At 70.8% G+C, this 25,899-nt stretch carries 20 protein-coding genes and 1 pseudogene; 9 read left to right on the plus strand and 12 right to left on the minus strand.

Annotation, left to right across the window (positions count from 1 at the left end; all coding sequences use genetic code 11):
- Positions 1 to 151 precede the first annotated feature (151 nt).
- Entirely contained in the window at positions 152 to 7,684 is a 7,533-nt protein-coding gene (locus tag ACZ6CZ_RS31240; protein WP_469027855.1) for an SDR family NAD(P)-dependent oxidoreductase, read from the minus strand.
- Between the two features lie 497 nt (positions 7,685 to 8,181).
- On the opposite strand from ACZ6CZ_RS31240, the gene ACZ6CZ_RS31245 reads away from it, so the two are divergent.
- Positions 8,182 to 9,582, plus strand: coding sequence for a hypothetical protein (locus tag ACZ6CZ_RS31245; RefSeq protein ID WP_469027858.1), 1,401 nt, complete (start codon positions 8,182 to 8,184; stop codon positions 9,580 to 9,582).
- A gap of 441 nt (positions 9,583 to 10,023) precedes the next feature.
- Here the strand turns inward: ACZ6CZ_RS31245 and ACZ6CZ_RS31250 are convergent, their stop codons facing one another.
- Complete coding sequence (locus ACZ6CZ_RS31250; protein WP_469027860.1) at positions 10,024 to 10,422, minus strand: MerR family transcriptional regulator; 399 nt, start codon at positions 10,420 to 10,422, stop codon at positions 10,024 to 10,026.
- A 91-nt stretch (positions 10,423 to 10,513) separates the two neighbouring features.
- Here ACZ6CZ_RS31250 and ACZ6CZ_RS31255 point away from each other — a divergent pair, with 91 nt between their 5' ends.
- Both ACZ6CZ_RS31255 and ACZ6CZ_RS31260 read left to right on the plus strand, forming a co-directional pair.
- Positions 10,514 to 10,993 carry a hypothetical protein gene (locus ACZ6CZ_RS31255; RefSeq protein ID WP_469027862.1) on the plus strand — a complete coding sequence of 160 codons (480 nt, stop codon included), beginning with the start codon at positions 10,514 to 10,516 and terminating at the stop codon, positions 10,991 to 10,993.
- Between the two features lie 65 nt (positions 10,994 to 11,058).
- Positions 11,059 to 11,151: pseudogene (locus tag ACZ6CZ_RS31260) on the plus strand (DUF3140 domain-containing protein); the annotation flags it as partial.
- Between the two features lie 321 nt (positions 11,152 to 11,472).
- On the opposite strand, the gene ACZ6CZ_RS31265 reads toward ACZ6CZ_RS31260, so the two are convergent.
- The 3 genes from ACZ6CZ_RS31265 to ACZ6CZ_RS31275 all read right to left on the minus strand — a co-directional run bounded on the left by ACZ6CZ_RS31265 (position 11,473) and on the right by ACZ6CZ_RS31275 (position 13,341).
- A complete protein-coding gene (locus ACZ6CZ_RS31265) occupies positions 11,473 to 11,775 on the minus strand; it encodes a muconolactone Delta-isomerase family protein (protein WP_469027864.1) in 303 nt (100 codons plus the stop codon).
- 69 nt (positions 11,776 to 11,844) lie between these two features.
- Positions 11,845 to 12,216 carry a YybH family protein gene (locus ACZ6CZ_RS31270; RefSeq protein ID WP_469027866.1) on the minus strand — a complete coding sequence of 124 codons (372 nt, stop codon included), beginning with the start codon at positions 12,214 to 12,216 and terminating at the stop codon, positions 11,845 to 11,847.
- 411 nt (positions 12,217 to 12,627) lie between these two features.
- The gene (locus tag ACZ6CZ_RS31275; RefSeq protein ID WP_469027869.1) at positions 12,628 to 13,341 is read right to left on the minus strand and encodes an SDR family NAD(P)-dependent oxidoreductase; all 714 of its coding nucleotides are present in this window, start codon (positions 13,339 to 13,341) and stop codon (positions 12,628 to 12,630) included.
- A gap of 221 nt (positions 13,342 to 13,562) precedes the next feature.
- Here ACZ6CZ_RS31275 and wrbA point away from each other — a divergent pair, with 221 nt between their 5' ends.
- Together wrbA and ACZ6CZ_RS31285 are read left to right on the plus strand one after the other, a co-directional pair.
- The gene (gene wrbA / locus ACZ6CZ_RS31280) at positions 13,563 to 14,174 is read left to right on the plus strand and encodes an NAD(P)H:quinone oxidoreductase (RefSeq protein WP_469027872.1); all 612 of its coding nucleotides are present in this window, start codon (positions 13,563 to 13,565) and stop codon (positions 14,172 to 14,174) included.
- A 124-nt stretch (positions 14,175 to 14,298) separates the two neighbouring features.
- On the plus strand, positions 14,299 to 14,919 hold the full coding sequence (locus tag ACZ6CZ_RS31285) for a TetR/AcrR family transcriptional regulator (protein WP_469027875.1): 621 nt from the start codon (positions 14,299 to 14,301) through the stop codon (positions 14,917 to 14,919).
- Positions 14,920 to 15,051: 132 nt separating this feature from the next.
- On the opposite strand, the gene ACZ6CZ_RS31290 is transcribed toward ACZ6CZ_RS31285, so the two are convergent.
- Positions 15,052 to 15,771 carry a hypothetical protein gene (locus tag ACZ6CZ_RS31290; protein ID WP_469027878.1) on the minus strand — a complete coding sequence of 240 codons (720 nt, stop codon included), beginning with the start codon at positions 15,769 to 15,771 and terminating at the stop codon, positions 15,052 to 15,054.
- A gap of 188 nt (positions 15,772 to 15,959) precedes the next feature.
- Between ACZ6CZ_RS31290 and ACZ6CZ_RS31295 the strand changes: the two genes are divergently transcribed.
- Complete coding sequence (locus ACZ6CZ_RS31295; protein ID WP_469027881.1) at positions 15,960 to 16,532, plus strand: TetR/AcrR family transcriptional regulator; 573 nt, start codon at positions 15,960 to 15,962, stop codon at positions 16,530 to 16,532.
- A 123-nt stretch (positions 16,533 to 16,655) separates the two neighbouring features.
- On the opposite strand, the gene ACZ6CZ_RS31300 is transcribed toward ACZ6CZ_RS31295, so the two are convergent.
- Positions 16,656 to 17,276 carry a TetR/AcrR family transcriptional regulator gene (locus ACZ6CZ_RS31300; RefSeq protein WP_469027883.1) on the minus strand — a complete coding sequence of 207 codons (621 nt, stop codon included), beginning with the start codon at positions 17,274 to 17,276 and terminating at the stop codon, positions 16,656 to 16,658.
- A 109-nt stretch (positions 17,277 to 17,385) separates the two neighbouring features.
- Here ACZ6CZ_RS31300 and ACZ6CZ_RS31305 point away from each other — a divergent pair, with 109 nt between their 5' ends.
- Positions 17,386 to 17,952 carry an ester cyclase gene (locus ACZ6CZ_RS31305; RefSeq protein ID WP_469027886.1) on the plus strand — a complete coding sequence of 189 codons (567 nt, stop codon included), beginning with the start codon at positions 17,386 to 17,388 and terminating at the stop codon, positions 17,950 to 17,952.
- A gap of 573 nt (positions 17,953 to 18,525) precedes the next feature.
- On the opposite strand, the gene ACZ6CZ_RS31310 is transcribed toward ACZ6CZ_RS31305, so the two are convergent.
- From ACZ6CZ_RS31310 to ACZ6CZ_RS31320, 3 genes are all read right to left on the minus strand, one after another.
- The gene (locus tag ACZ6CZ_RS31310; protein WP_469027889.1) at positions 18,526 to 20,772 is read right to left on the minus strand and encodes an ATP-binding SpoIIE family protein phosphatase; all 2,247 of its coding nucleotides are present in this window, start codon (positions 20,770 to 20,772) and stop codon (positions 18,526 to 18,528) included.
- 198 nt (positions 20,773 to 20,970) lie between these two features.
- Complete coding sequence (locus tag ACZ6CZ_RS31315; protein WP_469027892.1) at positions 20,971 to 21,966, minus strand: D-cysteine desulfhydrase family protein; 996 nt, start codon at positions 21,964 to 21,966, stop codon at positions 20,971 to 20,973.
- Positions 21,967 to 22,154: 188 nt separating this feature from the next.
- Complete coding sequence (locus tag ACZ6CZ_RS31320; protein ID WP_469027895.1) at positions 22,155 to 22,625, minus strand: MarR family winged helix-turn-helix transcriptional regulator; 471 nt, start codon at positions 22,623 to 22,625, stop codon at positions 22,155 to 22,157.
- Positions 22,626 to 22,863: 238 nt separating this feature from the next.
- Between ACZ6CZ_RS31320 and ACZ6CZ_RS31325 the strand changes: the two genes are divergently transcribed.
- Both ACZ6CZ_RS31325 and ACZ6CZ_RS31330 read left to right on the plus strand, forming a co-directional pair.
- A complete protein-coding gene (locus tag ACZ6CZ_RS31325) occupies positions 22,864 to 23,412 on the plus strand; it encodes an SsgA family sporulation/cell division regulator (protein ID WP_469027898.1) in 549 nt (182 codons plus the stop codon).
- A 206-nt stretch (positions 23,413 to 23,618) separates the two neighbouring features.
- Complete coding sequence (locus ACZ6CZ_RS31330) at positions 23,619 to 24,170, plus strand: CGNR zinc finger domain-containing protein (RefSeq protein WP_469027900.1); 552 nt, start codon at positions 23,619 to 23,621, stop codon at positions 24,168 to 24,170.
- A gap of 41 nt (positions 24,171 to 24,211) precedes the next feature.
- Here the strand turns inward: ACZ6CZ_RS31330 and ACZ6CZ_RS31335 are convergent, their stop codons facing one another.
- Positions 24,212 to 25,240, minus strand: a complete 1,029-nt coding sequence (locus ACZ6CZ_RS31335) for an alcohol dehydrogenase catalytic domain-containing protein (RefSeq protein WP_469027903.1) — start codon at positions 25,238 to 25,240, stop codon at positions 24,212 to 24,214.
- Positions 25,240 to 25,854 carry a VOC family protein gene (locus ACZ6CZ_RS31340; protein WP_469027905.1) on the minus strand — a complete coding sequence of 205 codons (615 nt, stop codon included), beginning with the start codon at positions 25,852 to 25,854 and terminating at the stop codon, positions 25,240 to 25,242. Before ACZ6CZ_RS31340 ends, ACZ6CZ_RS31335 begins: the two co-directional genes overlap by 1 nt.
- Positions 25,855 to 25,899: the final 45 nt, after the last annotated feature.

A 25,899-nucleotide genomic window follows, 5' to 3' on the forward strand; every position in this document is an offset into this window, starting at 1 on the left:
GGGACGGCTGGACCGGTCGGAGGGTCCGGGACGGTTGGTCCGCGTCCTGTGACATGGAGAGGGGGAGCCCTTGATGTGTGAGCGGTCGGGGTACCGGGGTGGCTCGCGCATCTCCGTTGCCTCCCTCCTCCGGGTGTACGGGTCGGTGGGATCAGGGGGTGTGGGCGCTCAGTGCCGGCCTGGCCGGGCCCGGCACGGGCAGAGCCGACGCGGTTGAACCGGGCGCGGTCGGCGCCGGCACGGTCGGGGTCTGGTGGCCGAGGCGGATCAGGGCGCGGCGGGCGAGGTCGGTGATGCCCTGGGCGTTGAGGAATTCGAGGGTCGGCAGTTCGCAGCCCAGGCGGCGGCGTGCGGCGACGACGGCTTCGACGGCCATCAGGGAGTCCAGGCCGAGCTGGTCCAGGCGGCGGTCGCGGTCGAGGCGGTCGGGGTCGGTCTGCAGGATCTCGGCCAGAACCTGGGTGATGGCGTCCGCCGCCAGGGTGAGCGCTTCGTCGGCGGTAGCGGTGGCAAGGCGGTGGCGTAGCTGGTCGGGACCGTCGTCCTGCGGGGTGTGCAGGGGGATGAGACCGGCGAGGCGGGGGTTCTGCACGGCCGGCATCATGCTGCGGATGCGGGCCCAGTCGATCCTGGCGGCGGCGGTGACGTCGGTGTCCTGGGCGATTGCGTCGGTGAGGGCGGTACAGGCCTCGGCAGGAGTGAGGTTGTCCAGGCCGAGGCGGGCGAGCATGTCGGTGATGCCGTGGCGTGCGGCGTAGCCGGTGTCGCCGACAGCGCCCCAGGCGATGGTCGTGCCGGGCAGACTCGTGGCGCGCCGGGTGCGGGTGAGTGCTTCGAGGTAGGCGTTTGCGGCGGCGTAGTTGGCCTGGTAGGCGTTGCCGAACCAGGCGGTGACCGACGAGCAGGTCGCGAACAGGTGGAGGTCGCGGTCGCGCAGGAGCGCGTCCAGGGTGGCCGCGCCGAGCATCTTGGGCTCCAGCGCGGTGCGCAGACGTTCGTCGGTGAGTTCGGCCAGCGGCGCGTCGTCCAGGGACATCGCGGCGTGGAGCACCCCGCCCAGGGGGTGGCCGGAGGCGTCGACGGCAGCCATCGTCCGGCGCAGATCCACTTCGCGGGTGACGTCGGCCGCATGGGCGGTGGCGGTGACGCCGCGCTCGGCGAGAGTCTGGATCAGCTGCGAGGCACCGGGGGTGTCGGAGCCTCGGCGGCCCAGGAGGGCGAGGTGGCGTGCGCCGTGGTCGGCGAGACGGTGGGCGAGGGCTGCGCCCAGGCCGCTCAGTCCGCCGGTGACCAGGTAGGTGGCCTGCGGGTGGAGCCGCAGGGGCGGATGGATGCGCTCCAGGGGAGGCGGCTCCTCGAAGGTGATGACGACCTTGCCGAGGTGGCGGGAGCGTTGCAGGACGCGCAGGGCCTCGCTGATCCGCGTGGCCGGGTAGGCCAGGTGCAGCAAGGGACCGTAGGTCCCGTCCGCGATGCGCTGGGCTGTTTCGTCGAAACAGGTACCGGCCTGGGGCTGGCGGCCGGAGATGAGCTGGTACGCGTCCACGCCGAAGAAGGCGATGTTGTTGCTGAAGGGGCGCAGCGCCAGCGGGGTGGAGGTGTAGATGTCGCGCTTGCCGAGTTCCAGGAAGCGCCCGCCGGGCCTCAGGAGTTCCAGGGTGCGGCTGATGGCCTCTCCCGCCAGGGAGTTGAGGACGACGTCGACGCCCTGCCCGCCGGTGAGGTCGCGGACGTGCTCGGCGAAGTCCAGCGTGCGGGAGTCCAGGACGTGGCGGACGCCGAGCATGCGCAGCAGGTCGCGTTTGGCAGGGGTGCCGGCGGTGGCGATGACGTGGGCGCCGCGGGCCCGGGCGAGTTGGAGGGCGGCGAGGCCGATGCCTCCGGCGGCGCCGTGGACAAGGACACTCTCGCCCGCCTGGAGACGCGCGAGGCGCTCGAGAGCGTGGTGGACGGTGAAGTAGACCACGGGCAGGGTGGCGGCCTCGGTGAACGTCATGCCGTCGGGGACGGTTCCGACGAGGCGGGCGTCGACGGTCACATGGGAGCTGAGGCTGCGGGGCGCGAGCGCGTAGACGCGGTCGCCCGGTGCCAGATGGGTGACGTCGGCGCCGACTGCGGTGACCGTGCCGGCGCATTCCAGGCCCAGAGCCGGACCGTCCGGCAACGGCGCCTCCGCGCCGGGGGGCAGAAGGCCGACAGCGAGCATGACGTCGCGGTAGTTGAGTGCGGCCGCCGCGACGGCGATGGTGACCTCGTCGGCGGCCGGCTGCTGCGGCCGGTCCGGGGTCCAGGTGAGCCGGGGGCGCAGGCCGGCGTCGTGCAGGCGCAGCGTGAAGGGTGTCCGGCCGGGGGCGTCGGGTGCGGTGGTGGAGGCGGGCCGGGGGACGGTGCGCGGCACGAAGCGGCCGCCGCGGGTCAGGACGATCTCGTCCTCGTCGGTGGGCTGGAGCAGTTCGGCCGCCAGGCGCCGGGCGTCGTCGGCGCTCCGGGCGCCGGCCTCCAGGGAGATGCGCCGGATGGTCAGCTGGGGGATCTCGTTCGCCAGGGAGCGGGTCGCGCCCCACAGCGCCGCGTCCTGCGGAGCGTCCGGTCGTTCGGGGGCGGGGTGGATGCCGCTGGGCCGGGTGACGATCCACAGGTCCGCTTCGCCCGCGGCGGGAAGGCGCGAGCCGGCTTCGGCGAGGCCCCGCAGCACACCGAGTCGGGCGACGGCCCGGTCGCACGTCTCGGCGGGGCTGTCGCCGGGATGGGCGTCGAAGACCAGAACGGTGTGCGGGGGCTGTTCCCCGGACTGGGCCCAGTGCCGAGGCGCCTGGTCCAGGCCGGCGACGCGGACATCGGCGCCCGCCTCGGAGAGTACGTCGACGAGGCCGGGCAACAGGCCGCCGTCGGGGTTCTCCCCGGCCAGCAGCCACCGCGTGTCCGGGGCGGCGGGCGGCGTGAGGGGCGTGAGGAGAGCGGTGGTGCGTGTCGCCCGGCGGGCGCAGAGCACTGAGTACTCGAGTTCCGGCGGGGCGTGGTCGTGCCCCAGCTGGGCGACCTCGTCGAAGCCGCACGCGCGCAGCAGCGGTCCCCATGCCTCTCCCGGCAGCAGTGGGGAGTCCTGTCGCAACGGGGCGTCGGTGAAGTCCCAGAATCCGTCGAGGGTGCCGAAGCAGGGGGCCAGGAGCCCGGGTTCGTGGGTCTCGTGGGCGAGGAGCTGCCCGCCGTCGGCAAGGAGGTGGGTGATGCGGGCGAGCGTCGCGCGCAGGTCCCGGGTGGCGTGCAGGACGTTGGTGGCGATCACCACGTCGAAGGAGCCCGCAGCGAAGCCCTGCTCGGCCGGGTCCTGGTTCAGGTCCAGGCAGCGGTAGTCGACGAAGTCGAAGTCGGCGAAGCGGGCCTTGGCAGCGGGGAAGAAGCCGGCGGACAGGTCGGTGAAGGTGTATGCGGTGCGCTCGGGCGGCAGGTGGGGCAGGAGCAGGGATGTGCTGCTGCCGGTACCGGCACCGACCTCCAGGACGCGCAGCGTCCGGTCCTCGGGCCAGGCGCGGACCTGTTCGCGTACCAGGGCGAGCAGCAGCTGATTGTGGAACCGGGGCTGGACGGCGTCGCTGTAGAAGTACTCGATCAGGTGGCGGTCGGGTTCGTCGAAGAGCAGCGCCAGTGGATCGTGGTCGCCTCGCAGGACGTCGGCCAGGTGCAGACAGCACCGGCCGAACAGGGACGTCTCGACCGCGTGCTGGGGATAGTCGTGGACGAGTCGCTGGAACAGCTCCAGCGAACCGGGGCCGTCGGTGTCGGGAAGACGCCAACGGGCGGGGCGGCCTTCTCCGGCCGGCTGGATCCGGTGCAGCAGGTCGCGGGTGGCATGGGCGAGAAGCTCAGCCAGGCGGATGTGGCGGGGTCGCATGCCCCCGGCCACCAGATCATCGGTGTCGAACTCGCGCTGCCCCTGCGGCAGCAGCTGGGCGAACGCGTCGGCGATCAGGCGGGAGCAGCACTCGCGCAGTCGCCGCAGTCCGGCTTCGTGCCCCTCCTCGCGCCAGGTCCTCTCCAGACGGTCGCGATGGGGCAGACACGCCTGTGCGAGGTCGCTGGGCGAGGGCAGAGGGCTGGGCAGCGCCGGGTCGGCGGTCCCCGGAGCGGCGCGCAGCACGTTGACGAGGTGCTGCACGGGCTCGGTCGGGGTGTTGCCCATGCGGCGTAGCCGGCAGCCCGTGAGCTGGAGGCAGATCGTGCCGTCGGTGTCGGACAGGGTGATGTCCCAGCACGTCTCCTGAGGGCTGCTCTCGCGCAGGCGTACGTGGATCAGGCCGCTCCGCGGCGGGGTGTGCCACAGGCGCAGAGCTTCGACGGCGACCGGAAGGAACGGCAGGTACTCGCCTTCGACACTGGTCAGGCAGGCACCTGCCTGGAGCGCACCGTCCAGGAGCGCGGGGTGGACGTGGTAGCCGTCGGCGGACTCGTCCAGAGTGTAGGAAGCGAGGGCCTCGCCTTCGTGCAGCCGCAGATCGGTGAGGACCTGGAAGGCGGGTCCGTATACCAGGCCGGCACGCCGGGCACGAGCGTAGTGCTCGGTGACGTCCATGCGAGTACGCAGACGCGAGCGCAGGTCGGCGAGGTCGACGGACGGCGGCGCGGCGGCCAGCAGCCGTCGCACGCGGGCACGGGCGTACGGCTGCCAGGGCAGGTCGTCGCCGGTGCGCGCGGCGATCGTCAGGGCCTGGTCGCCCTCGCTGAGGGACACCTGGACGCGCATGTCGGCGGTCTCGTCGTCCCAGGGCAGATCGAGGGCACGGGTGATGAGCAGGTGGTCGGCCTCGACAGGGGCGTCGTGGACGAGCCTGCCCGCGGCAAGGGCCATCTCCAGGTAGGCAGCGGCGGGCATGACGATGGAGCCCGCGACCCGGTGGTCGGCCAGCCATGGCAGCCGGGTGGGCTCGAGCAGGTTGGACCAGCTGGGTTGCTGCACGGGGACGCGTGCCCCCAGCAGGGGGTGCTGGACGGGGGTGGTCTCGCCGGTGACGCGCAGCCACCACTGGGGGTCACCGTGCCAGTGCCGCTCGCGCTGCCAGGGATAGGCCGGCAGGTCGCTCGTGCGTCCGGGCCGGGGGAAGAAGGCGTTCCCGTGGATCTGGGCGCCGGCGGCCAGTACGCGGGCCGCCGCGGTGTCGACGGCGGCAGGCCCCGGCACGGCCCTGGCGCAGGTGGCGGTGACCAGCACCGGCCGTTCCAGGTCCTTGGTCGCCTTGCGCAGGTAGGGCCGCAGGACGGGGTGGGGGCCGAGGTCGACGAAGATGTCGTGGCCGTCGTCGAGCAGCGTGTGCAGGGCCGGTCCGAACAGCACGGGCTCACGGACGTTGCGCCACCAGTAGGCGGCGTCGAGATCCTCGCCCGGGCATACGGTGCCCGTGACGGTCGAGACGAAGGGAAGCATCGTGGCGTTGGGACGCAGGCCTTCCAGGCACTCGAGCAGGCCGTCCCGTACGGGGTCCATGGCCTGGCTGTGGAAGGCGTAGTCCAGCTCCAGCATGCGGAAGAAGACGGCACGCCGCTCCAGGTCCGTACCCAGGTCGCGGAGGTCCTCCTCGGGACCGCAGATGGTGACGTCGTGGTCGCCGTTGACGGCGGCGATCTCCACAGTGCCGGCGTACGGCGCGAGTTCCTTGGTCGCCTCCTCCGCCGACAGGCCGACTGCGGCCATGCGGCCTCGGCCGCGGGTGGCTGCCTGAGCACGGCTGCGTGCGGCCACCACCCGGGCGGCGGCGGGCAGGTCGAGGGCGCCGGCGACGTGGGCGGCGGCGATCTCGCCGACGCTGTGGCCCAGGACCGCGGCCGGCCGGATGCCGCGGGCTTCGAACAGCTCCACCAGAGCGATCTGGAAGGCGAACAGCAGTGGCTGGGCGAACTCGGTGGCTTCGATGCGCGCGGGGTCGGCTGCCTCCATCTCCTCACGCACCGACCAGCCCAGATGGGGCCGCAGCGCGTCGTCGACCCGGTCGAGCGCTGCCCTGAACACGGGTTCCTCACGCAGCAGGTCCGCCCCCATGCCCGCCCACTGGGAGCCGTTGCCGCCGAAGGCGAACACGACGCGGCCGTCCGTCACCGCCTGTTCCGTGGCGGTGGCGGCGGGCAGGGGCAGCGCCCCCTGGGCTACTGCCTCCAGCGCTTGGGCCGCCTGCCGGGCGCCGGAGGCCAGCACCACGGTCCGGTGCGGGTGCAGCGTACGACGGCATGCGGCCGTCCACGCTACGTCGTAGAACCCCTCGGGGGTCACTTCCCGCAGCCGCTGGGCCATGCGTGCGGCCGCCGCCTCCAGCGCCTCGGGGGTGCGGGCCGAGACCACTACCGGCAGCGCACCCACAGGGCGCTCACTCGCGTCGCTGAGGGGGACGGAGGGCGCGGCGGCCAGGACGACGTGCGCGTTGGAGCCCCCGAAGCCGAAGGAGTTGACGCCGACCACCGGCCGCCGCCCGGCAAGGGGCCTGGCCTCGGTGCACGGATCGAGCCGCCAGCCCTCGAAGTCGATGTGAGGGTTCAGCGGCTGCGCATGCAGGGTCGGCGGGATGCGGCGGTGACGCAGGACGAGGAGGGCTTTCACCAGTCCGGCCATGCCGGAAGCGGCCTCCAGGTGACCGGTGTTGCTCTTGACCGATCCGATCGGCAGCGGCCCGGCCGTACGCCGGGTGCCCAGGGCACGGCCGATGGCGTCGCACTCGATCGGGTCGCCCACCGGTGTTCCCGTACCGTGGGCCTCCAGGTACGACACGTCGTCGGCGCTCACGCCGGCCTGGTCGTAGACCCGTTGCAGCAATGCCGCCTGTGCCTGGGCGCTGGGAAGTGCCAGCCCGGTGGTGCTGCCGTCACTGTTGACACCGCTCGCCAGGATCACTCCATGGATGCGGTCGCCGTCCGCAAGCGCGTCGGACAGCAGCTTGAGGGTCACCACGCCACCGCCTTCCGCGCGCACGTAGCCGTCTGCCTCCGACGAGAAGACACGGCAGCGGCCGGTCGGCGACAGCATGGAGGCGGCCGAGAAGCCGGTGAAACCGAACGGACTGAGCAGGACGCTCACTCCTGCGGCCAGCGCCATGCGCGCGCGGCCCGTGCGCAGCGTCTCGCACGCCTGGTGCAGCGCGGTCAGGGCCGAAGAACAGGCGGTGTCCACCGTCATGCTCGGCCCGTGCCAGTCGAGCAGGTGGGAGATGCGGTTGGCGGCGTTGGTGGCCGCCAGCCCGGCCATCGAGTACGCGTTGGGCGCATCACCGCCGGTGGACTGCAGGTCGGCGTAGTCGTGACTCGACATGCCGACGAACACCGCCGTGTCAGAGCCCGCGGTGGCGATCTGGTCGATGCCGGCGTCGTCCAGGGCCTCCACCGCCATCTCCAGCAGCAGCCGGTGCTGCGGGTCCATGCGCGCCGCCTCGCGCGGTGAGATCCGCTGGAAGTAGCCGTGATCGAAACCGGTCACGTCCCGGAGGAAACCGCCCGCCGCTGTGTAGCTCCTGTCGTTCCTGCGCCGCTCGGTGTCGACGAACCGTTCGGCGTCGAAACGGTCCGGCGGGATCTCTCCCACCAGGTCACGCCCCTCCTGCAGCGCCTCCCACAGGTCCTGCGGTCCGTCGATGCCGCCCGGCAGCCGGCAGGACAGGCCCACGATCGCCACGGCAGGCCTGTCAGCTTTCCTGGGGGACACGATCACGGAGTTCTCCCGGGGCACGAAAAAAAGGGGATGCGGGCAGCGAAAGGCACCTGCGGGCGATGACACGCGAAGGGTGCTTCCGCCGCTGGGACGCCGTGATCATAGGGACAGGAACGAACAGTCTCTGCACGCGTTGCGGCGTACGGGTGAAGGGTGGAATGGACGCGGAGTGCATAGGGGGCTGAATTCGGTATGCCCGGCTGCCCAGGGCACCTCTGCCATTCACCCCTGAGTGTGAAGATCGCGACTCGATCAGGCCGCTGACGTGCACATACATCATGCAGGAGTCAACTGATCACCCGTCGATCCCGAAAAGGGTGACGGCAAGTGGGTGTTCCTTCAGGCCCCCGGTATGGTCACCGACGTCCTGAGCCCGTCCCCAAGCGGCTTCACACGTCCACGGCAACGAACCCGGTCACCGCCGCGTCCGCACGCGCCGCGACCCAGCCGACGAATGCCTCTTTCGAGGCGGCCGCCACGTCCCCGGAAGGTAGGCCATGAGTATGTCCCCGGTCGCCGTACCCGTCGTCCGTACCGATGTGACCGCTTGCGGCTGGTGGCGCCCGTGCACGGTCCAGGTCATCGGTGGGATGCCGGCAGGACAACGGGCGCTGCGGTCCTTCCTGGACCACCTGGTGGCCTCGTTCGAGGCCCAGGGCCACACCGTCCTCGACCGCTCCCACGGCGACGTCGACCTGATGCTCATGTGCGGGCAGATCCCCGACGGACCGCAGCCCTTGCGGGAGAGGATCCCCGATGGTTTCCCGCCGCTGAGTGCGAGGCTGCGCCAGCAGCACGGCCTGCGCCGCAACCCCCGTCACGTCGTCGCCGTGGTCGAGGTGCCCGAACGGCTCAGCGCCCTGCCCCACGCAGAGGTCGTCGCCACCGCCCGCACGGCCATGGGCCGGCTCGGCGCGGCCAAAGTCCTGTTCGTGTCCCGCGGGGACGCCCCCGGTCAGGTGGGCGAGGTCACGTTCTGCACCATGGAGGGCGGCCATCCCACCGAAACCGTGAACATCGCCGACCGCGTGCGTGATCGGCTGGTCACCGCGGCGTGTGCCCGGCAGGTCGCTGAGGACTACGACACTGTCCGCGACGCGATCACCACCGAGGCGTGGCAGGCCAGCGCCGCACCCGAGCAACTGGCGCACGCCGGCCGGCGGATGGGCGAGCTGGGACTGCTGCCGGCGCCGCTGAAGGTGTCCGACTTCGTGTCCGACCAGCTGGCCGACATGTACGAGGTCTACATGGGCATGAGGGGCTTCAGCGAAGGCATGCTGTTCGCCTTCGACCCCGATCTCAACTGCCTGGTCGTCAGCGCCTCGGGCTCCTGGGACGTCGACAAGCGCCATCTGACGCGCGAACAGACCGTGGCCGTCGAGCCGCGCCTGACCGACGGGCAGCGCCTGCGCGTCCTGGCCCCCAGCGGCATGCTGCCCATGCAACCATCGGTGGAGACCTGGGAGATCTGCGCCCTGCTGGAAGCCTGTCCCACCGTCCGCGTCACGAAGGACCCGTCAGGTACCTGGGTGCCGGACCCCGAAGGCGAACGCGAGGTGCCTCTCGTCCGGGCCGGCGTCCACGCCCACGTCGGCGTCGTCTCCAGCGACGACACGGTGATCGAGACCGTCGAGGCGGACCGCGAGCGGTTCCCCTACGGCTTCGGCTGCGGTACCGACCTGACTGTCGAGATCGCCCGCGACACCGTTCGCCGTTCACACGCCGTCAACGATCCGGCCGACCCGCGGACCTACGTGCGCTGGCCCCTGCTGTACCACGGGGAGATGGCCGTCGAACTGTGGAAGCCCGGCCTGCCCGCCCAGCCTTTCCAAGGACTGCTCGACCTGTACGGCACGGCCGTCCGGTTCACACCCGACCACGTCCCCCAGCCGGTGTGAACGGCGTTCCGGAATCCAGCCCGTGGACAGGACACCGCGGAGGGACCCGCGTGCCAGGTCTCCTCCGCCGGCGTCCAGGTGTGTGCCTCGCCTGCGCCACCGGCCGCGGACGCACGCTGATCGACCAGCCCGGACCCGGGACGCTGCGGCGGGTCGCGGCGGCCGGCGCCCGCATGCGGAGCAATGGGTAGCGGCCCGGCGGATGGAGGCGCGGACGCCCCCTCGACGCGGAAGCGCAGCGCGGCCCGCCGGGCGCCCCTGGTTCAGACGCGCCGGGCCGATCCCGGGAGCTGTGCTGACCCGTCTTGCCGGAGGTGAACGACGTCGTCGTCGAGCGCGAGGTACCCCTCCCACGGCTGCCGCCCCGCCGCCCCGGCCAGTTCCCGGACGAGCCTGTCCTCGAGGTCGGGTACGCGCTCGTCGACTCACCTCAGGCCGTGCTCACAGCCCCCTTCGCGGAGACGCTTCCTGCTCCTGCCCCGGCGGGTCGGCCGGCCGCAGTGGGCATCCGGTGCCGACGCGTGTGGCCAGTTCGGCCCGCAGGGTGGTCAGTTCGGCGATTCGGGTGTCGACGATCCGAAGCTTCTCCTCGAAGAGCGTGGACAGTGCTGCCGCGGTGTCCGGCGTCTCCCGCAACGCCTCGCCGTTCCGCGCGATCTCGGCCAGGGAGAATCCGAGTGCCTGCGCGGTGCGGACGTACTGGAGCCAGACCACCGTCTCTGGCGGGAAGTCGCGGTACCCGTTGGGCAGGCGCCGGCCGGTGACGAGACCGACCTTCTCGTAGAACCGGATCGTGTCCCTGGTCATGCCTGCCTGCGCGGCAAGCTCACCGATGCGCATGCCCCTCCATCGGATATCGCGCTTGACCTTGGAGCGTGCTCCACTGTTTAGCGTGAGGCGCCCCGTTCACGAGACCAGCAGGAGCCTCACCGTGAGTTTTCTTCGCACCCCTTCCCGCCCAACTTACCTCCGCGTCGTCCGCGCGAGCGCCTGGTACGACCTGACTGTCACCGCCGGATTCGCCACTCCGTGGACCTTCGCCCTGGTACACCAAGTGCTGTCCTCGAGCGGCAAGGCACTCGGGCTCGGCGCCCTGCCGGGACTCGACCCGTGGCAGATCCTGTTCGCCAATCTGATGGGATCGGTGGTGGTCGTCTGGGCCGTTCTGCGGATCGTCAGGCCGCTGCCGGAGCACGGACTGTTCGACGGCATCGCGCGTGCCCTGTTCGCGACGTGGCAGGCGTACGCACTGGCTCATGGTGTGTCGCGGCTGCTGTGGCTCTTCTTCGCCGTCGAGGTGGCATTCGGCGTCCTCCAGCTCACGCCCTGGGTACGGGACCGGGATGCGTACCTCGCGGGAAACGGCGAGGGCCCGGCCAACGGACGCCCGCTCGGCACGACGAGTCGGTGAGGTACGAGCACGCCCAAGCGTCCCGCTCGGCATCGAGCGTCGATGTCCACCAGTACATGCGGTAGGTCGTCGGCTACGTCCGGCGGCATCTCGCCCAGCGCCCCTCGGGCGACGTGCGGGACACCCCCTGGAGGTACTCGTCTCCGAACCGGGGTCACCCCGCCGGCTTGACGTGCCGTGCGGCTGTCGGGCGGGGCGGGGCTCCCCGAGTGGGCGTTCCGGGTCAGCTCGATCCGTGTCGAGCCGCCGCGCGGATCGCCCCCTCGGCCTGTGCCAGGCCGTCGATCACGGCCGGGTCGTCGAGTCAGGCTTGCCGACGGACTCGCCGGCCCGGTGCGGCGATCTCGGTGTGGCTGATGTGATCACGGCGTCGGAGCCGTCCTGGACAGCCCCCTTTCACCGGGCCGACGCTGCGGTGAGTGTTCTGCCTGTGCCATCCCCACCTGCTCGGTGCTGAGCCTGGGTGCCTCGACGTCGTGTCAGGCGGCTGTGCCGGCGCGGCCGGGGTCATTGGGGTGGGATTGCAGGGGGGTGACGGCCGCGGTCATCCAGGGCCACAGCGGCAGGGTGCCCAGCACGTTCTCCTGTAGGTCGGCTTCGTCGTCGGCGCGCCACAGGCCGAGGCTGCGGAGTTCGCCGACCGGACGCCACAGGCGTACGAGGCGGCCGTCGGACGCGAGTTCCTTGGCGCGGACGGATTCCGCGGCACGAATCCGGTCGACCTCGCCCGGGTCGGTGCCTTCGGGGATGGTCGTGATCAGCTCGACGAGAAATTCACGCATGGTCTTCCTCCGATTCAGCCACGACGGCATGGACGCCGACGATCGATGGGAGCGCGGGTGGCGGTTGCATCAGTCCTGGGTGGCGATCCGGGAGACGTGATACTGGCGGATCTTCCAATCGCCGTTCCCGTTCGCGCGGTGCAGCACGAGGGACAGGTGGACCTTGGCCTCCCAACCGTCCGCACCGCTGAAAGTGACGTCAGCGAAGCCGCCGGCCACCTGGTCGCCGAGGGTGTAGGTGTGCAGGACGGTCACATCGGCCCGCCGGTCGGCTTCGACCGCCTCGTAGTAGGCGCGGACCGCATCCCGGCCGGCCACGACTGTGGGTCCGAAGCCCTGGAAGAGCGCGTCCGTGGTGTAAAGATCCGCGATCACGTCCGGCTGGTGGTTGTCGAAGGCTGCCTTCCACCGGTCCAGCACCTCGTGCATCGGGTGGCTCATGGTCCTGCTCCTCTGGCGGGTTCGTAAAGGCTTGCTGTGCTCATGGTCTGCTGCCGGCTCCAGCCCCGCACGGCCAGCCGTCCCTCCCGGACCGCCGGTGAGGGCGTCGGTGACCACGGTCGCGGCCGCCGGGCCTGCCACGCCCCGTTCGTGGGGAGTGCGGCTCCGGACTCGTCCGCGTGCGGCGGGACCGCGCCGCCACGGTGATCGTGGCACCGGCTTCCATCGCCCGGACGACGTCCTGGGACGTCGCCTGCCCGCTCGCGGGGATGAGGGGCGGGGACACCGTCCGGCGCACCTCGTCGAGGAGCCGGGGACGGGCACCTCGGCCGGAGTTCGCTGCGGGTGACCATGGCGGAACGGACCCCGGTTGCCGAGGGAGGCGACCAGGACGTGGTGCGCGTGGCATGGTCAGTGCCCGGCGGTCTGGCCACCGTCGACGGGCAGGATGACACCGGTGACGAAAGGGGCGTTCTCCAGGTAGACCACCGCGTCGGTGATGTCGCTGATCTCGCCCATGCGGCCCACGGGGTGCAATCCGGCGAGGGCCGCGTGGTGCTGCTCCGGGTGCATGGGGGTCTTGATCGTGCCCAGGGCGACCGCGTTCGAACGGATTCCACGGGAGGCGTACTCGATGGCCAGGGCCTTCGTGGCGGCTTGGAGCCCGCCCTTCGACAGGGAGGCGAGCACGGAGGGCACGTTGGAGTTGGGGTGCTCGACGAGGCTGGTCGTGATCTGCACGAGGTGTCCGCCGCCCTGCTTGAGCATCTGCTCGATCGCGAGTTGGCTGATGCGGAAGAAGCCGTTGACGTTCACTCCCATCACGGCGTCGTAGTCGTCCTCGGTGAACTCGGTGAACGGCTTGGAGAGGAAGATCCCGGCGTTGTTGACGAGCGTGTCGATGCGGCCGAACCGCTCCAGGCCCGCCGTGATGACGCGCTCGGCGGTGTCACGGTCGCCGATGTCCCCCTGAACGGTGACGATGTGGGCGTCCTTCGACTCCGCGATGCCACGCGAGGTGGCGACGACGGCGTAGCCCAGCTTGCGGTAGGCGGCGACAAGCCCCGCGCCGATGCCCTGTGACGCGCCGGTGATGACGGCGACCTTCTGATCCTGAGTGTTCACGACGGCCTCTCCTGAGTGTCTGAAGCGGTACTAGCCGACCGGTCACCTAAAAGTAGACGACCGGTCGGCGAAGGTCAAACACTCCTCGCCGTGAAATGGGTGTGACGAGGGACGCACGAGATGCGCTTGTCTTTTGTAGACCGGTCATCTAGCTTCGAGCACTAGACCGGTCGGCTACTTCCACCGGCACTTTCCGCTCACCCAGAATGGAGATCGCGACCGTGACCACTCCCGTGAACGTCGCCATCGTCTACTACTCCTCCACCGGCACCATCACCGAGATCGCCAAGGAGCTGCGCGACGCGGCCGTGAAGGCCGGCGCCGAGGTCCGCCTGGTCAAGGCACCGGAACTCGCTCCCTGGGAGGCCATCCAGTCCAACCCGGCGTGGGCTGCCAACCATGCCGCCACGGCTGACATCCCGGAGGCCTCCCCGGAGGACATCGAGTGGGCCGACGCGGTCCTGTTCGGCACCGCGACGCGCTTCGGTAACCTCTCCGCCCAGCTCAAGCAGTTCATGGACACGCTCGGAGGTCTCTGGGCGCAGGGCAAGCTGGCCGACAAGGTCTACAGCGGCTTCACGTCGTCCGCCACCGCCCACGCGGGGCAGGAGACGACCCTCCAGGCGCTGTACACCTCGGTCCACCACTTCGGAGGCATCGTCGTCGCTCCCGGCTTCACCGACCCGCTCAAGTTCGCGGACGGCAACCCCTACGGCACCTCGCACGTCGACGGGCAGGGCAGCCTGCCGGTGAACGACGTCACACGCGCTGCCGCACGTCACCAGGCGGAGCGCGTCGTGAGGATCGCCGCGAAGCTGAAGGCCGCCGCGTAGCGGTAAGAGCACAGACGCAGGTCGGCGCCGCTGCTCGCAGCGGCGCCGACCTGCGTCTTCCGTCTCGGCAAGCGATGGATGCCGGGTTCTGCCCCTACTAGTCGAATGGTCGTATACTGGGAGTATGGGACGGACGAGTGATGCCAGGAGCAAGATTCTCAATGCCGCGCGGTCTCTCATAGAACTGCGGGGCTACTCGGCCCTGGGAGTGGCGGAAATCTGCAAGACGGCCGGTGTGCCTAAGGGCAGCTTCTACCACTTCTTCGAGTCCAAGGAAGCCCTGGCTTTGACGGTCCTCGATGAGCAGTGGGCTGTTCAGCGCCGCGACTGGGAGCGTGCCCTGGGAGATGACCAGGTGCCTCTGCTGCGGCTGCGGCAGCTCTTCGAGGAGACCGCGGCCGCTCAGCGTGCCGGCCAGGACACGTGCGGAAGCGTGTCCGGGTGCATGTTCGGGAACCTCACCCTGGAGCTGAGCAACCAGACGGCTCCCATCCGGGAGCGACTGCAGGAGATCTTCGAGGCCCAGGTCGGCATGGTCGAAGAGGTGATCTCCGTGGCCCTGGAGCGCGGTGACGTGACGGTCACCGACACGCGTGAAGCCGCCCGTTCGGTCGTCGCGCAGTTGGAGGGGCAGGTGCTGTTCGCGAAGCTCTACAACAGCACCGACCAGCTCGACGCCCTCTGGCTGAACTGCCTCGCTCTGCTGGGAGCGCGCGCCCCCCAACCGGATGTGGTCGCAGTCTGACCAGGGTCGCTCGGCACGGACTCCCGGTCGTGAGGTCAGTGGAAGCACCGGACCCAGGACCGCCCCACTCACCCCTTGGCCTCCTCGGAGACCAAGGGGTGAGTCGTTCGAGGCGCTCGGGTCAGTACGGCGTCACGCGAACGTGACGTCCTCGATGTCGATGGTGACGAGTTCGATGTCGCGCACCACCGTGCCCCCTTCTCCGAGCGGGTGGACGCGGCGCCTGGTCGGAACCATGATCCCGCCGAACTCCGCGTGGTCGAAGGCGTAGTGCGCGGCCGGCCCGGCGTTGAGGACCTCCGCGGTGTAGTCGTGCCTGCGAAGCAGTCCGGCCTCGTCGAAGTAGAAGACCTGTTCCCGGCTGTGCGTCGCGATGTGCTCGGGGAACGTGACCTTGAGCCGGCTCCACCTCTCGCCGTCCTCGGTCACGGCAGGCAGTTCCTCGGTCCGGAAACCGGGGGAGACGAAGGTGAAGGGGGACGTCAGGTACGTCCACATCGCGTATCCGGCGAAGTAGGCGACGTGCAGGTCGTCCCAGGGGGTTTCGAGGACGTGACCGGTGAACGCGTCCCGGGGCGACAGACGCTCGGCCCGCACCTCGCCGGAGTCACTCTCCACCGCCACGCGCTCGGCGGTGAAGGAGGTGCGCAGACCAGGGGCGGTGAAGGGGGAGTGGCTGGCACGCTGTCGATGCAGGTCGACTTGTACGGCGGCACGGTCGAAGACACCCTCCTGGCCCTTCATCCCCCACAACACTCCTCCGGAGCGGAAGTCGACCGTGGCGGATCGGTATCGCGCGTAGCGGTCCAGACCACCGTGCGCATGGACGACCTTTGCCGTGAGATCACTCATGGTGCTGTTCTCCTGTGTGACGGGCGTGCCGATAGTGGCTCCATAGTGACCGGTCGTCTTAAGCGGAGCAAGCGGGAGCTGCTGTGTCCCCGCCCACGTCAACGCTATGCGCAGGCCGCCATCTCGGGGCCATCTGGTATGTTGAATGCGACCGATCGTCTTGAACGGGGAACAAGGAGGCCAGCGCGGTGCCCAGGGCGAGTCTGCGGGAGAACCTCATCGTTGCCGCGGTCGAGCAGTTCCATGCTCGCGGTTACGCGGCCACGGGCGTGAAGGACATCACCGATGCCGCCGGGGCCCCCAAGGGATCCTTCTACAACCACTTTCCGAGCAAGGAAGCCCTGGCCGTCGTCGCGCTGGACCGGTACGGCGCCAGCCGGGGGCTGGAGAAGCTGTATGACCGGTCGGTTGCCCCGCTGACCCGGCTGCGTGAGCACTTCGAGTTCCTGCGCGACGAGAACATCCAGGCGGAGTTCAACCGGGGCTGCCTCGTGGGCGACCTCGCCGTCGAGGTCGCTGATCACAGTGATGCGGTGCGCGCGACGGTGCGCGAGGGGTTGCAGGCCTGGACCGACGCCCTCGCCTCCGCCATCACGGACGCCCAGCAGGCGGGCGAGGTGGCCAAAGCGCTGGACGCGTCCACCCTCGCGCGCTTCGTGCTGAGCGCGTGGGAAGGGGCACTGATCAGCGCCCGGGCCGACCGTTCGGCGCGGGCGTTCGAAGCGTTCTTCACGGTGGTCTTCGGCGTGCTGCTGCGGTGAGTGGCGGGCAGGCGGCCCCGGCCGCCTGCCGTCCCGCGGTCGGCCGGCGCCAGGCCCGCCCGCCGCGCCCCGAGACGCCGGCATGATCCGGACGACAGGTCCCGAGGGGCAGCTGACGGACGCCTACTCGTGTGAGTACAAGGTGGCGGTGGCCGTGCGCCGCAGGAATTGCTCGGCACGGTCCCATGGCCAGGCGTTGTCGACCACGAGCGAGCGCCAGCCGGACGGGCCGAACCAGAACCACAGCGCGTCCGCCGTCTCCTGTTCGGCGTAGCGGGGCAGGGGGTCCAGGGTGTGGAGGTGGCCCGCGGCCGTCGTCAGGGCGTTCCGGTAGGCCGCTGTGGCGCGCTCCCACAGGGCGGCACCGTTCTCGTGGACGGGCAACGCCTTGTGAATCGCCTCGTGAACGGGGAAGCGTGCCTCGTTGCCCGCTCGGGTGCCCCGGGCCAGTGTGTCCAGGACCGCCTCGGGCGTCCGCAGACCGAGCAGGTGCCGTACGGCCTGCTCGTGACCGGACGTGGCCACGCCCTGGTCCACGATCCGGTCCAGGATGTCGCTCTTGCTGCCGACGCTCGCGAACACCGTCTTGGGGGAGACACCGGCGGCGGCCGCGATGTCCGCGACGGTCACCAGTCCATAGCCGCGCTCCGCGAACAGCTCGGTGGCCCGCTGAAGGATCTGCTCACGGGTTCGCGCAGCGGCCTGCTCGCGCAAGGGGGAGACGTAGGAGCGCTTGGAGGGCATCACCCCATCCTAGGTTTTCCATCAGACCCTAATCATTAGGTACGCTGTTACCTCAATTGTGGGCGGTCCGCGTCGTGCGGGTCGTAGCTGCCGAGGGGTGTGACCGATCATGGGACTGACCGCTGCCGAACTTGCCCAGGGGCTCTTCCGCGTTCTCGAGACAGGAGACGCGGATCTGGCCGCCGATGTGGTCTCGGTGGACTTCCGCAACCGCGAGGCGGCCGTGGCACCCCCGTCCTGCTCGATCCCGGGTCCAGCGGGTGTACTCGCCTCGGGGGCCTGGATGCGCTCCGCCTTCGGCGGTCTGCGGTTTCCGATCACGGACATCGCCGCCAACGACCGGCAGGTCTGGGTCCGGCTGCGCATGCAGGGACGCCACACAGGCCCCTTCGTGCGCTTCCGCGAGGGCGCGCTCGAACAGGCGGTTCCCGCGACAGGGCGCGAGATCGACTTCGAGCAGATCCACGTGCTGGAGCTGCGCGAGGGCAGGGTGGCCGGCCACGAGGCCGTGCGCGACGACGTCACCATGCTGGCGCAGCTGGGCGTCTTCCCGCCCGCTCCCGCGACCGCACTGCGTATGGTCGCCTGGAAGTTGGGCGGGCGTACCGTTCGCGCCGCCGCGCGTGTGACGGCGGAGGCGGCCGAGGCGGCCGCCCTCGCGGAACGCCGCCGCTGAGCTGGTCCCCCGCTCCGCCCGGACGAGCGCGGAAGGCGCCCCGTGCCCCTTCCGCGTACCCGGCGCGGTGGTCGATCGGTGCGAGGCACCGACCGCGCTGGTGGACGACGATCGTGTCATGCGTAACCGCCTTGACGGGTGACGAAAGCGGTGTGACTATGGACCGTGTCGCGTCGTCCATTTCGCCGCGCGAGTGTCTGCACCGGCCGACCGTCCGTAGGTCCGCCGGGCCGGTCCCACGGAGCGGCTGCCACCCACCGTACGCCGGAACACCGGTACGCGCGTGGCCCTGGCCCCGGGCCGCGATCCGTCCGACCCTCGATGCATCGCTGCGCCGCCGAGGGCACGGAGCACCGAACCAACCGTCTTCCTCCCCGAGGAGCCGCAGTGAACATCCGCAAAACCCTGACCGTCCTCATGTCGGTGTCGGCCGCGGTGGTGATCGCCTGCGGCTGCTTCCTCCAGGTGTTCTGACGGCCGGACGGACGGTGAGCGCCCGAATCGCCGCCTCGCGGCGGGCGGCGGCCGGGCACGGGGACACAGCACGGCCCGCTACCCGGCACCTGCCCCACGTCAGAGGGGCATGTCGACGACGACGTTCTTGCCCCTGCCGTTCGGGAAGCTGTTCCACACCCCGCCCAACGCGTCGACGATCAGCAGACCGCGGCCGTGCTCGGCCTCGGCGTTGTCCTCCTCCGAGAGCGCGAGAGGCGACGGCACCGGCGGATTGCTCCGGGAATCCCGCACCTCCAGCCGGACATGGTCGTCGAACGCCCGGATACGGACGTCGACGTCGCTGCCCGCATGGATCAGTGCGTTGGTCACCACTTCGGAGGCGATGAGCTGGAGTGAGTCCGACAGGTCCGGCAGACCCCAGGTGTGCAGCCGATCGTCGACGAAGGCGCGCGCCGCCCCGGCGCCCTGCAGGTCGCCACGCTGGATGACCATGCCTCCGGCGCGCGGGGCGACCTGGCTGCCGGCGCCCCCGGCCCCCTCGTACCGGCCCACGAGCAGCACGGCGTCGTCACGCCGCTGCTGCGGGTGCGAGACGTCGGCGGAGATGTGGTCGGCCAGCTGCTCCAGGTCCGAGCCGGTCGTGACGCTGCCGGAACCGAGCAGCGCCCGGGCGCGTGCCTCCGGAGTGGTCGCGTTCCAGTCGACCAGGCCGTTGGAGTAGAGCATGAGGATGCTCCCGGCCTCCAGTCTGTGTTCCCGCCCCTGACAGGGATCGTTCACCGCCACACCGAGCGGCACGTTCGCAGGTGCCTCGAGGGCGTCGATCCGACCGTCGGCATGCCGGACGAGCGGACTCGGATGACCCGCCAAGGCCACCTCGGCGGTGCCGTCGCCGGTGTCCAGGACGACGACGCAGCAGGTCACGGTCAGTTCCGTACCCGACGTGGTGAGCAGTCGGCCGACGCGGTCGATCACCGTGGTGGGCGGATGGTCCTCGCTCACGTAGGCGGCCACCGCGGTGCGCACCTGCCCCATGACCGCGGCGCTCTCCATGGAATGGCCCTCGACGTCCCCGACGACGAGGGCCATGCGTTCGCCCGGGAGCGGGATGACCTCGTACCAGTCTCCGCCCACCTTGGACGTCGCCGTGGCGGGCCAGTAGCGTGCCGCGGTGGTCAGGCGGGGCAACTCGGGGAGCCTGGGGGGCAGAAGCGTTCTCTGCAGGCACGTGGCGACCTCGCGCTGCTGGGAGCCGAGTTCCACCCGCTCGACGGCCGCCCCCAGCGACTGCGCCATCATGCCGAGGATCGCCCGCTCCTCGGTCGAGAACGTGCGCGAGCCCGGGAACGTCAGACAGCACACGCCGATGACGGTCTGCTGCTCCCCGGCTGTGGGATCGCCGAACCGGGTGCTTCCGGGCAGTGGCAGATGAGCTTCGGCATGGGGCTCGCCGTCGGGCCGATCCGAGTCGACGGCCGTGGGACCGGACGCGGCGAGGAACTGCGGGAGCCCGCGGAGTGCCTCCGTGACCGGAGACTCCGCGTCCGTCCTGGCGCCGTGCAGATGACGGACCATGCCGGACGACGCGCCGCTGTGCCCGAACACCCACAGGTGCGCCTGGTCGGCCGTCACCAGGGCGAGGGCCCGCGCGCCGAAGGGAGCCATGATGCAGCCCTGGGCGGCTTCGACGATGCCGTCGGGCGTCGTGGCCCGATTGAGCAGCTCGGTCAGACGGCGCACCGGGTACATCATGCTGGTGCCCGCGGAGCCGGGCGCGCCCGGCACCCCCCAGCCCGGTGTGTGCTCACCCACGTCCGATCCCGGCCAGATCGGCACGAGCGCGGGCACGGGGCCGGCCGTGACCGCCGTGCCCCGCTCGGCGAGCTCGGCGAGAGCGGCGGCGAGCCGGTCACCGGCACGCTGCAGGCGCTCCCGGTGTGCCGGCCCGAAGGCTTCGTAACTCGCCGCGCAGAGTACGGTCATGGTGCCGAAACGCCGGTCTTCCCCCGTGACCGGGACGGACAGTGCGGCATAGGGGTGGGGGAGTGCCTGTCCAGGTGGCGCACCGGCGGCGTCGGCCTGGGCCGAGACGGCGGCGCCTCGGGAGGCGAAGGCACGTGCGCAGCTGCCGGTCGAGTCCAGGCGGACCCGTGCGGGCACCATGAAGAGGGACGGCGGGCCGCCGCCCGTCAGTGCCAGTTCGAGCCGGGTGCCGTCACTGCTCAGCAGGTGGACGGCTGCGGCGGCGGCGCCCAGCGCGCGCATGGCCTCGCGCGCAGCCGCGTGCAGCACCATCGCGAGATCCTCGTCCTGGATCCCCGCGAACTGACCGGGCTGAGCTGTGTGCGGACGGCTGGTGTTCACAGGTCGTCGCCTCCAGCAGCAGGATAGGCCCGTCGCCCTCGGATGGCCTGCGATGCGGTTACCGCGCAGTGGCAACCGTGGGGCTCGCTCGCCGGTCGCGGCGTGCACCCCTCGAAGGCCGCTGAGGCCGCCGCCGTCGGTCACGCGTTCCACCGGCCCCTCCGGCAGACGGGGCCCGAGCCTGAGACCTCCGACGCTTCAGAGCGCGTGACTTCTCGCGGCGAGGTCCGACGCGGTCGTCTCCAGTGCGGCCCGGTGCCCGAAGAGGCCGGGAAGGCCGCCCGTGTGGAGGAAGACCGTGCGCCGGCCGCGAACGATGTGCCCGTCCTCCACCGCTGCGATCAGGCCGGCCATGGCCCGACCCGTGTACACGGGGTCGAGTACGACGCCCTCCGCGCGGGCCGTACGGTTCAGGGCGGCAACGACCGGTTCGGTGAGCGCGCCGTACCCTTCGCCGACCTGGTCCAGTCGCAGCCGAAGTGAACTCGGCGGATGTGCCGTACCGGACAGATCGGAGGCGAACGCGGCCACGACGTCCGCCGGATCGGTCACGGCGCCGCAGTGGACGCCCAGGACCCGTTCGGCGCCGAGCGCGTGGACAAGCCCGGCCATGGTGCCGCCGGAACCCAGGGCCACCACGACGGTGTCCAGGTCCGGGACCTGGGCGAGCAGCTCGTGTCCGCACACGGTGTAACCGCGGGCCCCGAGCGTGCTTGACCCACCGAAGGGGATCAGCGCCGGTACGGCGCCGTCGGCTCGCAGCCGGGCGGCCACTGTCGCGGCAGCGGCGCTCAGCTCGTCGCCGTGGACGTCACCGGCCCAGACGACGGTGGCCCCGAACAGGGCGTCCAGGACGAGATTGCCGTGCACCGGTCCACCGGGCGTGCCCGCCAGAACCAGCACGGTCCGCATACCCAGGCGGGCGCCCGCGGCGGCGGTCAGGCGAGCGTGATTGCTCTGCGGGGCGCCGGTCGTCACGAGGTGGGTCGCCCCCTCGGCGAGGGCTGCCCCGCAAAGCCACTCAAGCTTGCGCACCTTGTTGCCGCCGCCACCCAGGCCGGTGAGGTCGTCGCGTTTGATCCACAGATCGTCGGCGCCGAGCCCCAGTTCCTGGGCGAGTCGGGGCATGGGCTCCAGCGGAGTGGGCCGAGTGCCCAGCGTGACGGGCCGGGGGCCGTCGCTTGGAGGAGTCATGAGGACATGATCGCACTTGGCGGCTGTCACGTGCCCCCTTCGTCATCGGGTTCCGCTCCCTCCCGGCGGATCCCGCTGTCAGTTCTGTCACTCTCTAGACGGGTGATGCGTTGAATGCCTGCTCGCTCGCCACGGCAGCAGTGCGCGGCGGGCGGCCGCCGGCTGCCGTCCGGGGCGGCCGCACCGGCTCAGGGGGCCACGTTCTGCAGGGCCGCGGCGAGTTCCTTGAGGTCGAGCCCTGCCAGATGGTCGAGGAAGTGCCGGCGGACGGCGGCCAGGTTGGTCGGCCACGCCTCCTCCAGCCGCCGCAGACCGGCGTCCGTGAGAGCCGCGTTCCAGCCTCGGGCGTCCTCTGCGCACCGGACGCGCTGGACGAAGCCCTGACTCTCCAGTCGGCACACGACACGGGTCGTGCCGCTGAGTGACATCTCACAGACCCCGGCGAGATCACTCATACGCAACCGCCGGCCAGGTGCCTCGGAGAGATGCATGAGGGCCAGGTACTCGGTGTTGGGGAGACGCTGCTCCCGCACCATGTCGGCGTCGATGGCGCGCGGCAGCGCGTGAATGAGACGCGGAAGGGCCCGGACGACGGCCTCTTCCTCCGGAGTCAGGGCCTTCGGTCCGGAGGGGACCGGTGCTGGCGTTGCGGTCGACATGACATCAATACTTGCACAGCGAAGTAAAATGGGCAAAGTCGCGGTGCGGAGCGATCTCGCGTCGACAGCCGGGACGGTCACCGCAGGGCGGGGTTCCGAGGGCCGTCGAACGTGCTGTTTGACAACCTGGATGATTCTCATCATCCTGGCTGGAGTGGCCGAGCCCCCGTCCGGCCGGGTCCCGGAGTGCCGGCCGCCGCACGTGAGGGTCGGCCGACGTGCACCGGCGGAACATCACGTGACTGAGGACGCGGAACGTCGTCGTGCGGAACGGTTCGGGCGGAAACGTCGCTCCAGGGAAGGGAAGCGTGTCATGAACAGCGATCAATCAGGCCTGTGGGTGCGCGAGGCGGTGCCGCACGGGGCTTCCTCGCTCTCCCTGGAGGTCGGCCGCGTGCTGAGCGAGCAGACGGTGCTGCCGGTCCGGGCGGACTTCCGGTTCGACCCCGGCACGCCCATGATCATCTCCGTTACGTTCAGGCCCGTGACCGGATCCGCCGTGACCTGGCGCATCGGCCGGGAACTGCTCTACCGCGGGCTGTTCGGGGACAGCGGTGAGTGGGACGTGAAGGTGTGGCCGGCTCTCCACGACGCGCCGGGCGTGGCCTGGTTGCTGCTCGACTCCGGCAGTCACAACGCTCTGTTCAGCCTTCCCGTGGCACCGCTCGCCGAGTGGCTGGAAGCGACGTATCGGACCGTTCCGGCGGAGGCGGAGAGCGAAGCACTGGACTGGGAAGGTTTCATCGCGGAACTGCTCGACCGTCCCGGCCCGCCATCGGCCGAGTGAGGTCAGATGTGCCGGCCGGGCGCCTCCGCCGCACTCGGCCGTCCCGCCCGGGCAGGTGCTCACCGTCCGGCCCGATGCACGAGGACCCCTTCCTGAGTGCCCGGACCCGGTGACCGGCTGCGCGCGGCAGGTGAAGTCCGGACCTCAGGTGACGCCCTCCGATCAGGGTCTTTGCGTTTTCCTTTGTCACCAGTCAGAATGGTGACGTGAATCATGCATTTCCCTGTGGGACGCTCTTCCTCGACTTCGTCGGAACGCTGCGCGCACGCCGCAACGAGGCGCCGACGGAAATGCTCTCACGCCCCGAGTCGCTCGACGACTGGTTCGTGGAGTCCGGCATGCTCGACGAGGCTCCCGGCGCCGACGAGGCCGACGTCGCGACGGCCCTGGACCTGCGGGAGGCCATCTACTCGGTGGTCGCGTCGCACCTGGCCGGCGAACCTCTGCCCGCTGCGGCGCTCGCCGAGGTCAACCGGCAGGCGGCCGGCCTGCCGGTTCGGGTTCAGCTCGGCGCGGACGGCAAGCGTCGCCGCACAGGTTCAGTGGCCCAGGGGCTCGTGGTCCTGGCCCGGGAGACCGTGGAGATCCTCGGGGGAGTGGAGGGCGCGTTGCTGCGCGAGTGCTCCCGTCCCGAGTGCACCCAGGTCTACCTCGACCGCTCGCGCGGCCCCCGGCGGGAGTGGTGCTCCATGAAGACCTGCGGCAACCGAGTCAAGGCGGCCGCCTACCGGTCCCGCCTGCACAGCAAGAAGAGCTGAGCGTCCCTGTTGGTGTGGGCGGCGGCTCTGCCACGACGGTGTCACCTCGCCGCGTCGAGTACGACACGGAAGCGGGCCTCGCCGGAGAGCATCCGCTCGTAGGCCCCGGGAGCGTCGCTCAGAGGGAGCACCTCGTTACGGGAGCGGATCGCGTGGGCGAGCGTGAAGTGCACGTTGTCCTCGTTCTCGATGGACGAGCCGGTGAGACTTCCGCGCACGACGCGGTTGCCGAAGATCAGGTCGGTCGTGCTCACTTCGAACGGGTCCGGAGCCGCTCCGACGACGACCAGCTCGCCCCGCCTGCCGAGTCCCCGCACCAGCGGTGACATCGAGGCGCCCGACGCGGCGGTGGCGACGACGACCGCCGCCCCGCCGAGCTGCTGGAGCGCCTCGCCGGGGTCCGTCGCCGTACTGTCGATGTAGTCGTGGGCGCCGAGTTCCGCGGCGAGCCCGGATTTCTCGGTGCCCCGCGCGACGGCGACGACGCGGTACCCCAGCGCCCGGGCGTACTGGATGCCCAGATGCCCGAGGCCGCCGATGCCCTGGATCGCGACGAGCGAGCCGGGACGCGCGGCCGACGACGACACCAGCGCGGTGTAGACGGTCAACCCCGCACACAGCAGCGGCGCACCGGCCAGGGCGTCCAGTGCGTCCGGGATCCGCACGAGACCGGTCGCCCGGGCGTAAGCCACCTCCGCGTAACCGCCGTCGACGGCGGTACCCGTCTGCGGCTGTTCCTCGCAGTTGACGAAGTCGCCGCGGCGGCAGGGCTCGCACACCGTGCAGTGGCCGCTGAGGAAGCCGACGCCCACGCGCTCGCCGACCTGCCATGCCGGTTCTACGCCCGGTCCCGCGGCCTCGATCACGCCGATGATCTCGTGGCCCGGCACGATGGGCGTGGCCGGGTCCGGTCGCAGCCCCTCGACCGCCAGGACATCGGTGTGACAGACCCCGCACGCCTCGACACGGATGCGGACCTGGCCGGGGGCCGGTTCCTGACGTTCCCGTTCGACCAGGGTGAACTGCCGCTGGCCGGTGACGGTGAAGGCTCGGTAGGCGGCATCGCTCATCACAGCTCCTCGGCGCCGCTCCGCTCACGCGCCAGGTACCGGGCGAACCACTCCGGCCAGTCGGGATCTTCCGTGCCGGTGCCCGACCCCTGTGCGCGGTGTGCGGCCGCCGCGCGGTGGAGGGCGCTCGCCAACTCGTCCGCCGAGGTGAACGTCATGGCCGCGGGGTCCACCCGCCCCGGCAGCCGACTGGTGACCTCCTGCAGGAGCCAGCCGTTGCCGTCCGGGTCGTTGAAGGACAGGAACGAACCGTAGCTGGCGCGCTGCGGTTCCGGCCCGGGCACCCGGGCCTCGGTGCCGGCGTGGTGGAAGATCCCGCCGGCGTCGTGGAAGACGTCGCTCGGGTTCGCGCCGAGTCGCTTCAGCTCTTCGTGGGCGGCGACGATGTCGTCGACGATCAGGTGCAGTCCCTGTGCGCTGCCCGGAGCCTGGGAGGTGACCGAGGTGCCGAAGATGACCGACGCCGGTGATCCCGGCGGGGTCACCTGTATGACCCGGAAGTTCTCGGCGGGGGCGAGGTCGGCGTCGAGCCGCCAGCCCAGCGCTGTGTAGAAGTCCTTGGCCCGGTCGACGTCGGACACCGGTATCACGACGACTTCGAGTTTCATGTCCATGGCCTGAGCCTCTCGTGCTCGGACGACATACCTGATGGGGATGAA

Source organism: Streptomyces sp. NPDC041135 (genome assembly GCF_055592085.1).